This is a genomic window from Maricaulis parjimensis, from assembly GCF_016817355.1.
GTDB classification, from domain to species: domain Bacteria; phylum Pseudomonadota; class Alphaproteobacteria; order Caulobacterales; family Maricaulaceae; genus Maricaulis; species Maricaulis parjimensis.
Genome location: NZ_JADOTT010000002.1, coordinates 239,781 through 253,222, shown reverse-complemented (window position 1 = coordinate 253,222; position 13,442 = coordinate 239,781). Strand labels below are relative to the sequence as shown.

The 13,442-nt window shown below is 63.4% G+C and carries 15 protein-coding genes; 4 read left to right on the top strand and 11 right to left on the bottom strand.

The window, feature by feature from the left end; all coding sequences use genetic code 11:
* Nucleotide 1: 1 nt before the first annotated feature.
* The 6 genes from I0K07_RS04695 to I0K07_RS04670 all read right to left on the bottom strand — a co-directional run bounded on the left by I0K07_RS04695 (nucleotide 2) and on the right by I0K07_RS04670 (nucleotide 5,478).
* Nucleotides 2-1,510, bottom strand: coding sequence for a CpaE/TadZ family protein (locus I0K07_RS04695; protein WP_203291672.1), 1,509 nt, complete (start codon nucleotides 1,508-1,510; stop codon nucleotides 2-4).
* Nucleotides 1,511-1,531: 21 nt separating this feature from the next.
* Complete coding sequence (locus I0K07_RS04690) at nucleotides 1,532-2,203, bottom strand: CpaD family pilus assembly protein (protein ID WP_203291671.1); 672 nt, start codon at nucleotides 2,201-2,203, stop codon at nucleotides 1,532-1,534.
* An 11-nt stretch (nucleotides 2,204-2,214) separates the two neighbouring features.
* A complete protein-coding gene (locus tag I0K07_RS04685; RefSeq protein WP_238934542.1) occupies nucleotides 2,215-3,678 on the bottom strand; it encodes a type II and III secretion system protein family protein in 1,464 nt (487 codons plus the stop codon).
* An 11-nt stretch (nucleotides 3,679-3,689) separates the two neighbouring features.
* A complete protein-coding gene (gene cpaB / locus I0K07_RS04680; protein WP_203291669.1) occupies nucleotides 3,690-4,538 on the bottom strand; it encodes a Flp pilus assembly protein CpaB in 849 nt (282 codons plus the stop codon).
* Nucleotides 4,539-4,677: 139 nt separating this feature from the next.
* On the bottom strand, nucleotides 4,678-5,175 hold the full coding sequence (locus I0K07_RS04675; protein ID WP_203291668.1) for an A24 family peptidase: 498 nt from the start codon (nucleotides 5,173-5,175) through the stop codon (nucleotides 4,678-4,680).
* Between the two features lie 144 nt (nucleotides 5,176-5,319).
* Nucleotides 5,320-5,478 carry a Flp family type IVb pilin gene (locus tag I0K07_RS04670; RefSeq protein WP_011642356.1) on the bottom strand — a complete coding sequence of 53 codons (159 nt, stop codon included), beginning with the start codon at nucleotides 5,476-5,478 and terminating at the stop codon, nucleotides 5,320-5,322.
* A gap of 281 nt (nucleotides 5,479-5,759) precedes the next feature.
* On the opposite strand from I0K07_RS04670, the gene I0K07_RS04665 reads away from it, so the two are divergent.
* From I0K07_RS04665 to I0K07_RS04655, 3 genes are read left to right on the top strand one after another with little or no spacing between them, the layout of a single operon-like run.
* Nucleotides 5,760-6,230, top strand: a complete 471-nt coding sequence (locus I0K07_RS04665) for a pilus assembly protein N-terminal domain-containing protein (protein ID WP_203291667.1) — start codon at nucleotides 5,760-5,762, stop codon at nucleotides 6,228-6,230.
* 22 nt (nucleotides 6,231-6,252) lie between these two features.
* Nucleotides 6,253-6,804 carry a TadE/TadG family type IV pilus assembly protein gene (locus I0K07_RS04660; protein WP_203291666.1) on the top strand — a complete coding sequence of 184 codons (552 nt, stop codon included), beginning with the start codon at nucleotides 6,253-6,255 and terminating at the stop codon, nucleotides 6,802-6,804.
* Nucleotides 6,797-7,336, top strand: a complete 540-nt coding sequence (locus I0K07_RS04655; protein ID WP_203291665.1) for a TadE/TadG family type IV pilus assembly protein — start codon at nucleotides 6,797-6,799, stop codon at nucleotides 7,334-7,336. The genes I0K07_RS04660 and I0K07_RS04655 overlap by 8 nt, the downstream gene beginning before the upstream one ends.
* On the opposite strand, the gene I0K07_RS04650 is transcribed toward I0K07_RS04655, so the two are convergent.
* From I0K07_RS04650 to I0K07_RS04630, 5 genes are all read right to left on the bottom strand, one after another.
* Nucleotides 7,333-8,139, bottom strand: a complete 807-nt coding sequence (locus tag I0K07_RS04650) for an aminotransferase class IV (protein WP_203291664.1) — start codon at nucleotides 8,137-8,139, stop codon at nucleotides 7,333-7,335. The two genes, I0K07_RS04655 and I0K07_RS04650, sit on opposite strands and share 4 nt — an antisense overlap.
* Entirely contained in the window at nucleotides 8,132-9,412 is a 1,281-nt protein-coding gene (pabB, locus tag I0K07_RS04645; RefSeq protein ID WP_203291663.1) for an aminodeoxychorismate synthase component I, read from the bottom strand. The genes I0K07_RS04650 and pabB overlap by 8 nt, the downstream gene beginning before the upstream one ends.
* Before the next feature lie 8 nt (nucleotides 9,413-9,420).
* Nucleotides 9,421-10,182 carry a tyrosine-protein phosphatase gene (locus I0K07_RS04640; RefSeq protein ID WP_203291662.1) on the bottom strand — a complete coding sequence of 254 codons (762 nt, stop codon included), beginning with the start codon at nucleotides 10,180-10,182 and terminating at the stop codon, nucleotides 9,421-9,423.
* Nucleotides 10,183-10,264: 82 nt separating this feature from the next.
* Nucleotides 10,265-10,912, bottom strand: a complete 648-nt coding sequence (locus tag I0K07_RS04635; RefSeq protein WP_203291661.1) for a hypothetical protein — start codon at nucleotides 10,910-10,912, stop codon at nucleotides 10,265-10,267.
* A 68-nt stretch (nucleotides 10,913-10,980) separates the two neighbouring features.
* Nucleotides 10,981-12,444 (bottom strand): AMP nucleosidase, encoded by a 1,464-nt coding sequence (locus I0K07_RS04630; protein ID WP_238934540.1) that lies wholly within the window; start codon nucleotides 12,442-12,444, stop codon nucleotides 10,981-10,983.
* A gap of 55 nt (nucleotides 12,445-12,499) precedes the next feature.
* On the opposite strand from I0K07_RS04630, the gene I0K07_RS04625 reads away from it, so the two are divergent.
* Nucleotides 12,500-13,315 (top strand): crotonase/enoyl-CoA hydratase family protein, encoded by an 816-nt coding sequence (locus I0K07_RS04625; RefSeq protein WP_203291659.1) that lies wholly within the window; start codon nucleotides 12,500-12,502, stop codon nucleotides 13,313-13,315.
* Nucleotides 13,316-13,442: the final 127 nt, after the last annotated feature.

Below are 13,442 nucleotides of genomic sequence, written 5' to 3'. Positions count from 1 at the left end.
ACTAGCCTCCGAACATTTTTCCGAACAAGCCCCGCTTGCGCGGCGGCGCGGCAACCCGGCCCGTGACCAGGCCTGCCAGATGATTGAAGCCTTCCGCCGCTTTGGACTTGGCGTCGAGCTCGGTGATCATCTGACCATTATTCGCTGCCTTGCCAAACAATTGCGGTTCAAACGGCAGAACCAGAGCCGGCTGGATACCCAGTGCCTCGGCGAAATCCTTCACCGGGATTTCCGGGCGTTTCGGCATGCCGGCCATGTTGATCACGACTTTCGGCGGCTCGTCATTGGGACGCGCACTGGTGATCAGGTCGAACAGGTTCTTGGCATTACGCAAGGAGGCCAGGTCCGGCGTGACCGTGACCACGACCTGGTCAGCCCCCATCAGGGTCTGGCGGACCCAGGGCGACCAGATGTGCGGCAGGTCCAGCGTCACGAAGGGCGCCTGACGGCGCACCTTGTCGAGCACCATTTCATATTCCTGCGGCGCGAAATCCCAGTCCTTGTCCAGCGTGGCCGGCGCCGAGAACAGGCTCAGACGGTCCGTGCAACGCACCAGGAGACGGTCCAGCAGCGCGTCGTCGAGACGGTCCGGATCGCTCAGCGCGTCACCCAGTGTCTGGGCCGGGTCCTGGTTGAAATCGAGACCGGCCGTACCGAAGGACAGGTCCAGATCCATCAGGACCGCATCGGAGTGCAGGCTTTCGGTCAGCGCCCAGGTGCAGTTATGGGCAATCGTCGAGGAGCCGACACCGCCCTTGGAGCCGATAAAGGCAATCGACTTGCCCGCGAAAGGCTGGTCAGGATCCAGGAACAGCTCGGAAATCGTGCGGATCAGCGTGATCGGCGTCATCGGCGGAACGATGTATTCCGACACGCCGCGCTTCATCAGCTCGCGATACAGGCCGATATCATTGGCCGCGCCGATGATGACAACCTTGGTATCGGCATCACAGACACCGGCCAGTTCTTCCAGCTGGTCGAACAGGCCACGACCGCGCATGCCGCTCTCGATGATCAGCAGGTTCGGCGTGGATTCGCCGCGATAACGTTCGATGGCGGCTGGCAGGCCACCCATTTCGATATCGACATGGGCCTTGGCCAGACGGCGGTCGCCGGCGGAGCTTTCCACCAGAGCCGCCGTTTCCGGGCGCTCACAGAAGGAACCGATCGTGATGCGCGGGACCGGCTGGTCCAGGAAATCATCGCCGTCATCGACTTCGCCGTACAGGGCATCGCCGGCCGGCATGGCGGAGAGTTCCTCGCGCACGGCGTCAAAGTCGGGCATGTCCGGACGGATTTCCGGGCGCTCCGGCATCGGGGCCTCGGCTTCCACATGGAATTCGCTGTCGTCCAGGAAGGGATCGGCGTCGCCGCCCTCTTCACCGAACAGGCCGGCATCGCTGGCCTCGGTTTCACCCAGCAGGAGGCGCTCGACATCGGCGGCCTCCAGGAAGGGGTCGTCACCATCCAGGAAATCGTCAGACTTCAGGGCTTTATTGCTGTTGCTCATGATCCGCAGGCCCCTTTCTTATTAGTTGTTCACGTTGGAGACGGCACCGCTCTCGTGTTCGGAGCGCGTGCTGGTCGTGGATTCACCGGCGCGGTACAGATCAATCACGGTCTGACGGCGGCCGGTATCCGGGTCATCCATGGTACGCGGCGCGACGAGATCGCGCGGATCCGCGACCATCGCTGCCAGATTGGCCGCCATGGCGCAGCCGAAATTGGAGTGACGCTGATTGTCGTATTCCATCGCCAGATTATCCCAGCTCGTGCCGCATTCCGGCGCCACAGCGGCATAACGGGTGAAGGAGAAAATCAGCTCGCCGTGCGAATTGCCGCGTGCGTCATAGGCACCGCCGGCAATCTGGCGCCAATTGATGCCGCGCTCATAGAGGAAGGTGCGCGCCTCGGCGATGGCGCCCATGGCAGCATCTTCATTGGCCGCGCCTTGCGGGTAGGAAATCACCAGCGGACCATGGCCACGGGCCTGGTATTCCTCGGCAATCGCCGCCAGCTGGCCCTGCTGGGCCCAGGTCAGGCCGTTATCGCGCGGATCGATCACCATGGCCGAGCGGAAGGTTTCCGCCACGGCGCTTGCCTGGTGCTGGCCGAGATCGGCCGTCGGCGTGGCGCAGGCCGGAAGCCAGGCGGCGAGTGCCAGGGAAGCCAGGGCTGCGTATGTTTTCTTATTCGCCACCATCACCCACTCCATTAGTCGAACAGGAAGCCAACCGGGCCGGCCCAGCCGCGCTCACCCGTGTCTGATCCGGGAACCGAATAGACCTGGTTGATGCGGTTGAAGAGCAGGCTGGAGGCCTCACTTGCGGTCCGGAACCCATCGGCCGGGGTCGACAGATTGTTCGGATTGGTCGGGTCCACCAGATACGGGGTGACCAGCACGACCAGTTCGGTTTCCTGATTTTCAAAATCCCGCGAACGGAACAGCGAGCCCAGCACGGGCAGGTTCTGGACACCCGGGACACCGTCGAGATTCTGACGCGTTTCTTCCTGGATCAGGCCGGCCAGGACCAGGGAGCCACCGGAGGGCAGTTCCACCGTCGTCTCGGCACGGTTCACATTGAGGGCCGGAATGGTCAGGCCCGGAACGGTCCCGATCACATTGCCATCATCATCCGTCACCTGGCTGGACTGATAGGTCAGCGAGCCCTGATTGGTCAGCTCGGACACTTCGGTGGAAATGCGCAGGCTGATCCGGCCTTCCGACAGCACCACCGGCGTGAAGCCGAGGCCGACACCGAAGGGCTTGTATTCAATGATGATATTGCCATCGCGGTCGCGGCCGACCGGGACCGGGAATTCACCCCCGGCCAGGAAATTCGCGCTTTCGCCCGTGATCGCGGTCAGGTTCGGCTCGGCCAGCGTACGGACCAGGCCGACGCGTTCCATCGCCTGCAGCAGGGACTGCACATTGGAGATCCCGTCACCGGAATTGCCGCTGACCCAATCCAGCACGGCGCTCGTGCCGCCCAGGAAACGGCCCACCCGGGAGAAGTCCGGCTGGCTGGCCACGGAAAAGCCAAACTCGCCCGACGTGCCGCCGGCCGTCAGATTGACGCCCAGCTGGCGCACGATCGTACGCTGCATTTCCACGATCCGGACCTTGAGCATGACCTGCTCGCGGGCCTGAACCGTGACCATGTTCAGAATGTTGTCCGGGTTTTCCACCCAGCGCTGGGCGATGCGCAGGGCGGCATCGGCGTCCGAGGCGCTCGGCACGGAGCCGGACAGGACGATATGGTCATTCATGGCTTCCGCAGAGACGCGCGCATTCGGCAGGAAGCGCTGAAGCGCGTCGCGCAGCGGGCTCAGATCCCGTTCGACCCGCAGGTCGAGATCCAGGATGAGCTGGCCATCGGCATCGAAGAAGAAGGCATTGGTCTGACCGATCCCCATGCCCATGAGATAGGCGCGGCGCGGCGTGCGTACGACAGCGTCGACCACTTCCGGATTGGTCACCAGGACATCGGCCACATCCACCGGCAGGTGGACAACGGCGGCCTTGTCCAGCGGCAGGTCGAGGCTTTCCGAAACCGGGCCATTGCCGGGCTCGCGGATATAGACCTGCATGGTGTTGCCACGCTCGGTGCCGGGTGCCTGGGCCAGGGCCGGGGCCGACATTGCCAGGGCGGCGAGAAGGATCAGGGGGCGGAACATCGCGTCAGTCCTCACTCGTCTCCGGCCAGCGCAACCTGTTGGGCGCGGCCATAGCGGATCAGGGTTACATGGCTGGAACGGCCTTCACGCGGCTCGTCCAGGCTGGAAGGTTGCGGCAGGGCGTCACCGCCGCTGACCAGTTGCGGGCCACCGGCCGTATTGTCGGTCAGGCTGCGCAGGATGAGGTGAACCTCACCGCGGGCGACCGCCAGCGAAACGGCGCGGGCCTGTTCAGGCGTCAATTCCAGGGTGGCGGTCTCGCCGAGCACGACTTCCTCGCCCTCGCCATCGCCATAGGTCTGGTCGATCGCCAGCACGCGGGTGTTTTCGACAATCGTGCGGGCCACGAAATTGCGGCCGGAACCGCGGCGGCTTTCGCTCGCCTCTTCGAAGGACACGATTACATCGACGCGATCATTCGGCAGGATGAAGCCGCCTGCACCGGTTTCCGCAGAAATCGGCACGGCCACGGCGCGCATGCCCGGCGTCAGGACGGCGGCCATGAAGCCCGCATCGCCCGGCTGGACCAGGCGGCGGCCGGTGATCGGCTCGCTCTGGCTGATCGGGGCGCGAACCACCGAGCCGGCAAAATCCTCGATACCCTGTCCGCGGCCTTCCACGACATAGCCCGGGGCGACGGCCTCGTCCGGCCAGGCCTGCCAGTACAGGTCGGAAGCGCTGATCCGCGCACCGATGGACAAGTCATTGCGAGCCGCGAGAATTCGGACCGCCGGTCGTTCTTCCTGTACCTGGACGACTTGCGGCGCCTCATTGCCAGACATGGCCTGGCGAACAAAGAAGGCCACCGCGATCGCCGCAATGGCGGCAGCAGCAAGGATAGCGATACGGACAGCGTTCATGGGACGCCTCAAACCTCTCGGACGCACGAATACGTCCGACAGGAGACGTTGAATTCCTCAAAGTCGCGTTAATGCTATTGAGACAATGCGTTTCAAGCGGCGGTTTTTTCGACTCGCCTGCAGCGCTTGAAAATTTCGCCTAAAAACTGCTGAAAATTGGTGTGGACGGAAGGGTCCAGAAAACCCCCGCCGCGATGGCCAGTCCGTAAGGAACCGGCGCCCCTTTTTCGAGGGCTGTTTCGGACGTCCAGCCGTTTGGCACCCGCACCAAAGGGGCGGCGTGACGCAACAGGATCAGCATCAGAACCAGACCACCACCGGCCAGGACCGTGTGCAAAAGGAAGGGGTAAAAAGCATCCCAACCCATCCAGATCGCGACGGCGGCAAACATTTTGGCATCGCCACCCCCGATCCAGCCCGGCGCAAACAGGGCAAAACCGACCACAAGACCGAGAAAACCGGCCAGGAGATGGAAACCGAAGACCGGCCAGCTGAACCCGGCCATCAACGCGGCCAAGGGAAAGACCAGGGCGATCACGCCGCACAGCCAGTTGGGAATGATGAAACGCACCGCATCCGACAGCGCCGCAGCGCTGACCAGGCCGACAAAGATCACGATCAAGATTTCGGTGCCCATTCCGGTCCCCCCTTCAAGTGCGCGAAGAAAAGCACAGAGGGTTTAAAATCCGGTTGGCGCGGATGTGACCTGTGAAAGCCCCAAAACGAAAAAGGCCGCTCCGTTGGGAGCGGCCTTTCCGTCATTACGCGGTATCGGGTTCGCTTAGAGCGCGCCGGCAACCGTGTTGAAGTTGTCGCTGACGCCCGTACCGAGGGCGGTCACGGCACCGATGATCACAACTGCGATGAGAGCGGCAATCAGGCCGTACTCGATAGCGGTGGCGCCGGATTCGTCTTTGAAGAAGCGAGAAATCATTTTCATTTTTAAACTCCCGTGTAGGTACCTCACCATCAGGAGCCGATCCGTCCCGACCCCTCCTGAACGATGCCCATCAAACACGAGAACAATTTCGGTCTAGTAAAAATACGTGGTTACCAAAATCTGTACGCTGCACTTTGTGCGCTATAGTTAAAAAACGGATAACGACAGCGACCAACTGAAAAGCAAATTACAAAACAAATAAATGCGGCGCCGTTTATAAAAGATTCAGACGCGCGCGCGAGACTGGGCACATGTTCAGCCGACCGGGACGGAGTGCCCCCATGATCAATCGGATAGCTGCCGCGTTCACCTTGGCCCTGGCTTTCATGGCCCCCGCAGCCGCCAGCGATATCGACCTCGCTGTCGAGCACGCCCAGGTCATCCGACTGCCCGGCGATGCCTCTGCCGTTGTCGTGGGCAATCCCTCGATTGCCGATGCCATCGTGCATGACGGCCGCACCCTGATCCTGACCGGCCGCCTGCAGGGCCGCACCAATGTGATCGCCATCGACCGCATCGGCCGCGTTATCTATTCGCGCGAGATTGTGGTGAGCAATCCGGTGGAGGGCCAGGTCGCCCTGTTCCGCGGTGCTGACCGCGCCACCCTGTCCTGTGGTGATGTCTGTGAAGACATTCCGCGCGTGGGTGATGAACAGACGCGCGTGGAAGGCCTGACCGACCAGCAGCGCAACCGCCTTTCCATCGCCGACCAGGCCATGGCGGGCGATGATTCCGGCGGCATGCCGCAATAAGTCACGCTCGAGGGGATTGAACATGCGCCTTGGGCGTCTCAAACCCGTTTTCAAGCCGGCGCCCTGGCGCCGGCTTCGGCGTGACCAGAAGGGCGCGACGGCGGTCGAATTCGCCATGATCGCAGCCCCCTTCTTTTTCCTTCTTTTTGCGATGATCGAAATCGCGGCGGTTTTCTTCACCAGCACCGTGCTGGAAAACGCCGTTCTGGAAGCCGCACGCCAGATCCGGACCGGCCAGGTCCAGGGCGGCGGCATGTCCCAGGCGGGTTTCCGCCAGGAAGTCTGTGACCGGATCGGCGTGATCGGCGATTGCGACCGCCTGGAAATCGACGTCCAGGTGTTCGAGGACTTCAATGATGTCGACCAGACCAGCCCGGTCGATGGCAATGGCCAGATGGATACATCCGATTTCGGCTGGGATCCGGGGGATGCCGGCGACATTGTCCTGGTCCGCGTTTTCTATCGCTGGACCCTGATGACCCCGAATTTCGGCATTGCCCTGTCGAACATGGAAGGCAATCAGCGCCTGATCACGGCCGCGACCGTCTTCCGCAATGAGCCCTTCGATGATTAGGGCGCTGGGACATACATGGCGCCGCTTCCGGCGCGAGCAGCGCGGCGTGTCCGCGGTGGAGTTCGCCCTCATCGCGCCCTTCATGATCCTGCTCTATCTGGGAGCCGTCGAGGTCAGCCTGGCCCTGTCCATCGACCGCAAGATCACCAGCGTGTCGAGCGCGCTGGCCGATCTGGTGGCCCAGGATGACATCATCACCGATGACGAGATGAACGACATTCTCAATGCCGGCGCCGTCATCGTGGCCCCCTTCTCCACGGATCCGCTGCAAATCCGCATCTCCAGCGTCTTCATGAATCCCGATGACAGTGTGGAAGTGACCTGGAGTGACGCGCTGAACACCTCACCGCTCGCGGAAGGTGGCAGTGTCGCCATGCCGGACGGCGTTCTGGAACGGAACCGGTCCGTGATCATGGTGGAAGTGGACTATCAGTATTCCACCATGTTCGATCAGCTGGGCGTTTCGGAATTCGACATCAGCGAAGTCTTCTATCTCCGCCCCCGCCGGTCCATCGTGGTCTCCCGGAACTAGTCCAGAACTTCCCAGATCGAACCGGGAATGCCCGACCCCGTCGCCACGGCCTTGCCGTCGAGTGCGGAGACCGGCACGGCGCCCATCAGTGCATTCGTAACAAACACGCATTCCGCCCCGGTCAGGGCTTCGCGGCCAAAAGCCCCGGTTTCGACCGGGACCGCATCCAGAATGGCCGCGCGGGCCGTGCCCGGCAGGACCGCACATTCCAGTCCCGGCGTGAACAAGGTGCCCGAGCGCATCCAGAAAAGATTGGCGCAGTCGGCACCGGACAGATACCCGCCCGTATCCATCAACAGGGCCATGCCGGCCCCGGCATCCCGGGCTTCCCGTCTCGCCGCCAGATTGTCTGTGTAACCCAGCGTCTTGTGGGCCGCGGCCAGGCTGGTCGGGGATCGCCGGATCTGACTGGTTTTCAGAGCAATGGAAGACGGCGGGGCCGTGCGGGCGGCGGCGCTGAGCAGGACAGAGGGCTTGCCGCGCGGATCCCGGTCCAGCCCCCGCGGGCCGATCCCGGCCGTCACGGTCAGCCGCAAGGCCGCATCGGCAAGCGTGTTGCGCTCGCAGATTTCCTGCGCCAGTTCCGCCAGCTGATCCTGATCGATCGGGCACACCAGGCCGAGAGCCGTGCAGGCGGTTTCCAACCGGGCCATGTGGCGGTCCAGACGTTCCACCTGCCCCTCGCGCCAGCGCAGTGTCTCGAACACGCCATCGCCCAGCAGCGCACCCCGGTCGGCGGCAGGCCAGCTGGCCGCGCCGGCATCGAGCCAGTGCCCATCGAGCCAGACTTGCGGTTCAGTCATCACCCGCCCCCAGCGCCCGTTTGAGAGCAGATGCCTTGGTCAGCGTCTCATCGAATTCCGCTTCGGGAACGGAATCCGCAACGATGCCACCACCGGACCGGACGCTGGCGCGCCAATGCCCGTCGGCCTGCCGCCGCAGCGCGGCTGTGCGGATCATGACGTTGAGGTCCATGGCCCGTCTCCCCTCAATCCAACCCAAGGCCCCACAATAGGGCCCTCTGGGCTCGGCTTCGAGTTCGGAAATGATTTCCATGGCCCGGACTTTCGGCGCTCCCGTGATCGATCCGGGTGGAAAGGCCGCGCCGAGAAGGTCATAGACATCGCATTCCGGTGCCAGATCACCAGTCACGACAGAGACCAGGTGGTGCACATTGGCATAGGTCTCGACATCGCAAAGCCGCGGGACTTTCACACTCCCGGCCGCGCAGACGCGCGAGAGATCATTGCGCATCAGATCGACGATCATCAGGTTTTCCGCCCGGTCCTTGGTGCTGGCCTCCAGCTCCGCGGACAGGGCCGCATCTTCCACCGGGTCCGCAGAACGCGGCCTTGTCCCCTTGATCGGCCGCGCCTCGACCCGCCCCTCGCGCACTTCGACAAAGCGCTCCGGCGAATTCGTCATCACGACCCGGTCGTCATCCAGCCGGAAGAAGGCAGCATGGGGTGCCGGGGATTGCGCGCAGAGGCGAACAAAGACACCGAAGGGCGTCTCTGAGGCGGCCAGCTCGGCATCGAAACCCTGGGAAAGATTGACCTGGAAGACATCGCCGGCCCGAATATAGGCCTTGGCCTTGTGAGCGGCCTCAAGATAGGTCGCCTTCGACCAGCGCGGCGTCCAGCTCGCAGCTCCGGCCGCGCTCGCCGGCGGGGCTGACCGCCCCTCACCCAGCGCTGCGAGAAAGGCGTCCGCCTGCGCCCTATCCGGTGCAAACACCTCCATCCGGTCCGTTTCGCGATCGAAACGAGCCCAGACGGGATAGCGTCCGACACTCAGGGGCGGCCAGCGCGGGTCCAGGTGCGGCAGGCGTTCAAACGCAGCCGCCAGATCATAGCCGAACAGTCCGGCGTGCAGGGCGTCATGATCGCGGGCCGAAGCCGCCAGGGCCTCGAAAGCCTCCCGCCCCTCGCCTTCGAACACGGCGTCCGGCCGCGCAAAGAGACGGGCCCGTCCCTGGCGTCCGTCATGCAAGAGCAGGGCGTGCGCCTCACCGGACAGGGGCGCAAAGGCCGCCAGCGGATCACGCCAGGGCAGGCTCAGGACGGGGTTGGCCATGACAGGGTTCAGGCGAGCCAGCGCTGGCGCAGGGCCTGACGTTCCTCTTCGGTGATACCAAGCTGTTCCGTGACGTATTGATCGGTCGAGCCCATCGTGCGGAAAGCCTCTTCCAGATAATCGGCCTGCACGCCCAGGAAGATCTGCATGATCGCATCCGGCATGGGCTGACCGTCCTCGGAGCGGACCCGTTCCTGGATGCGCGGAATGATCTCGTCGAAATTCACCGCCTTGTTGGTCAGCAAATAGTCCTCGACGATTTCGTCATGCGCTACGCCCAGCTCATCGAGAACAAGAGCGCAGAAAATCCCGGTCCGGTCCTTGCCGGCCGCGCAATGCACGAGAAAGCCGGAATCCGCCTCGCCCGACGCCAGCGCCTTGTAGGCTTCGCGATAGACTTCCTGATTGCAGGCTTCCATCGGGATACGGCGATAGGCCGACATCATATAGTCCCGCACGGCATCTTCCGTGTGGATGCCCTTGCGCAGGAAAGCCAGGTGCGGCGGCTCGCCGGAATTGCCCTGATCCGAGGCAATCACGCGGACATGGTCCGGCCAGTCAAAGGGCTCATTATCCCGTTCACGGCGCTTGCGCAGATCCGCGACCACCTTGATCCCCAGCGCGTCGAACAGGGCCCGGTCGGCCTCACTGGCGCGGCTTTGATGGCCGGAACGGAACAGACCTTCGCGCACTGTGGCGCCATCGGCTGCGTCATAGCCGTGGAAGTGTCTGAAATTGTGGACGCCGTCGAGCTGTCTGATGCGTGTCATATCATGGAGGTACGCAATCCGCCCTCACCCCGCAAGACCGGAAATTCGCATGATGGCGCGGCAGGGTTGAAAGCCTGCCGGCTCAGCCTTCGTCCGCCGGGGCCGCAAGCCCCGCTGCTTCCAGCTTCTCCAGCAGGCGCTGATACTGGCCGATCAGGAAACGCTCCTGGGCCGCCAGTTCGGTAAAGCCGATCCGGGTGAAACGCAGGCTGGGCACGAGATCATGCGGCTCCATGACGGACGGGCCGGCAAACAGCAATTCCACGATCTGCCGCCAGGTCGATTCCACACCCGCCTCCTGCATGTCGTAGAGGCGGGCCGTCTCGGCCACGATCTCATAGGGCAGAACGTCCAGCCGGCCATGCTCCTGGGCGTGGTCCCAGGCAAAGCGCGTCAGCCCCGGCGCATTGACGCCGCGCGGCAGGATGCGGGGGAATTCGTCGAAGATGACGCCCTGGACCGGCAGCTCGGCGCTCTCGATCTCGGCAATCCGTTCATCGATGCGGCCGGTCGCGCTCTCATGATAGGCGACCACGGCTTCCAACTGGTCGATATTGCCCTGAATCTCCGCCGCCACACGCGCCATGGCCTGACGCGCCGCATGCCGGTCAGCGACATCCTCGCGCCACTCATTGACGACGAAACCGAGCACGACGGCAAAGACGATCAGCGCGCCCTCGACAATGGCACGGCCCAGCCAGGAAGGCAGCGAGACGGAAGCGGACGACATGGACAACCCCTGTTTGCGTTCTGCCAGAATAGGCGGAAAACGCGCCGCTTCCATCCCTCACATATGGCCTATCTGAAAGGCGGCTCGTCAAAACTGCGCAGCTTGCGCGAATGCAGGGCGGCGCCCTCATCCCGCTTCAGGATCTCGATCGTTTCCAGACCCGCCGCCAGGTGTTCCGACACCGAGCGCTGGTAGAAGAGATTGGCCGCGCCGGGCAGTTTCAGCTCGCCATGCAGCGGCTTGTCGGAGACGCAAAGCAGCGTGCCATAGGGCACCCGCAGGCGCAGGCCATTGGCGGCGATGGTCGCCGATTCCATGTCCACCGCGATGGCGCGGGACTGGTTGATGCGGCGGGCCTGCTGGGCATAGCGCAGCTCCCAGTTCCGGTCGGCATAGGTCGCCACCGTACCGGTGCGCAGCCGGGCCTTCAGCGTCTCACCGGTATCACCGGACACGCTGGAAACAGCCTCTTCCAGGGCGATCTGGATTTCCGCGATCGGCGGCACCGGCACGGAGAGCGGCAGATCCTCGTCCAACACGCTGTCATAGCGCAGATAGGCGTGGGCCAGGACGTAATCGCCCAGGCGCTGGGAATGGCGCAGACCGCCGCAATGGCCGATCATCAGCCAGCATTGCGGGCGCAGGACGGCGAGGTGGTCGGTGATATTCTTGGCGTTGGACGGCCCGACCCCGATATTCACCAGGGTGATGCCGCGCCCGCCCGGCGCCTTGAGGTGATAGGCCGGCATCTGGAAACGCCGCCAGGGCGCGCCTTCGACCACGGCATGGGCATTGGGCGTATCCGCCGTCACCGTCACATTGCCGGCCGCCGAGAAGGCCTCGTAATGATTGTCTTCCTTCAGCTGGCGGATCGCCCAGGCGGTGAAGGCATCGACATAGCGGTGATAATTGGTGAACAGGATGAATTGCTGCACATCCTCATAGGGCGTGCCGGTATAATGGCGCAGGCGCTGCAGCGAATAATCCACCCGCGGCGCCTCGAACAGGGAGAGGGGTTTCACCTCGCCCGGCACGGAAGGGCGCAAGCCATTGGGCAATTCATCATCGACCTTGGACAGGTCGGCATAGGGGAAATGACGGACAAGCTCGGCCGGGCTGGCGGCATCCATGTCCAGATCATCGGCACCGTCGAGCACATAGGAGAAGGGCATCTCCACCTGGGACGGGCCGGTCTCGATCGTGACCTCATACTGGTCCTGCAACAGGGTGAGCTGTTCGATCAGGTAATCGCGGAAATGCGCCGGCTGGGTGATGGTGGAGGCATATACCCCGGTATCTGTAAATTTGCCGAAGGCGCGGCTCACCGGAGGCGGCGGCCCGTCAGGCAGATAGGTGACCCGCAGTTCCGGATACACAAAAGCGCCGGACTGGCGCTCTTTTTCACTCGGGGGATTTCCGCCATCCAGGAAGGTCTTCAGAGCGGATTGGAGGCGTTCGACGGAAGCTTGGTAGAGCGCGTCCAGCTGCTCAACCGCTTCTTCTGGTGTTCTAGCAATTTTATGTTTTGTCATCGCGCACCTCATGCCTGATTTTGGCGCGAGCGTAAATAGGACAGAGAACAGAGACATGACGCAGATCGAAAATTTTCATGAACGTGTCGAGGCCCGACTGGACGGCCATATCGCCCGTATCGAGATGATCCGCGAGGACAAGCTCAACGCGCTCGACCCGGCCATGTTCGACGCCCTGATCGAGGCGGCAGCCTGGCTGCGCGAACAGAAAACCGCCCGCGTCGCGATCCTCTCCGGCAAGGGCCGCATGTTCTGCGCCGGGCTGGATTTCGGCAGTTTCGCCGCCATGTCCTCCGATGGCGGCCAGTCCGCCAATTCCCTGGAAGCGCGCACGCACGGCCTGTGCAACAAGCCGCAATATGTCGGCTATGTCTGGCATGAGGTGGAGATCCCGGTGATCTGCGCCATCCAGGGCGGTGCCCTGGGCGGTGGCCTGCAGATCGCGTTGGGTGCCGACATCCGGATCGCCGCGCCGGACGCCAAGATCGCCATTGCCGAAACCCAATGGGGTCTCGTGCCCGACATGTCCGGCTGCGCCACCGTGCGCCGTCTGGTCCGCGATGATGTGTTGCGCCTGCTCACCTATACCGCCCAGCGCTTGAGCGGTACCGAAGCCCAGGGCCATGGCCTGGTCACCGAAGTCAACGCGGATCCGCTGGCCCGCGCCGCGGAGATCGCCCAGGCCATTGCCGGACGCAGCCCGTCCGCCATCCGCGCCTGCAAGGCCCTGTTGAACACGCTGGATGATGGCGATGCCGCAACCATCCTGCAGGCGGAATCGGATCTCCAACAATCCGTCATGGGCGGCCCGAACCAGGTCGAGGCCGTGATGGCCAATCTTGAGAAACGTGCGCCCGTTTTCACGGATTGACGGCAAAAGCGTTGCGCCGCGCCACCCGTTCAGACCAGGTTTGCGCATTTATCTGTTGTTGCTGCGCACCATGACCTGTATGCACGCCGCGCCCCGGCCTCCCGGCCGGGCGCCTGTGTCATGGAGA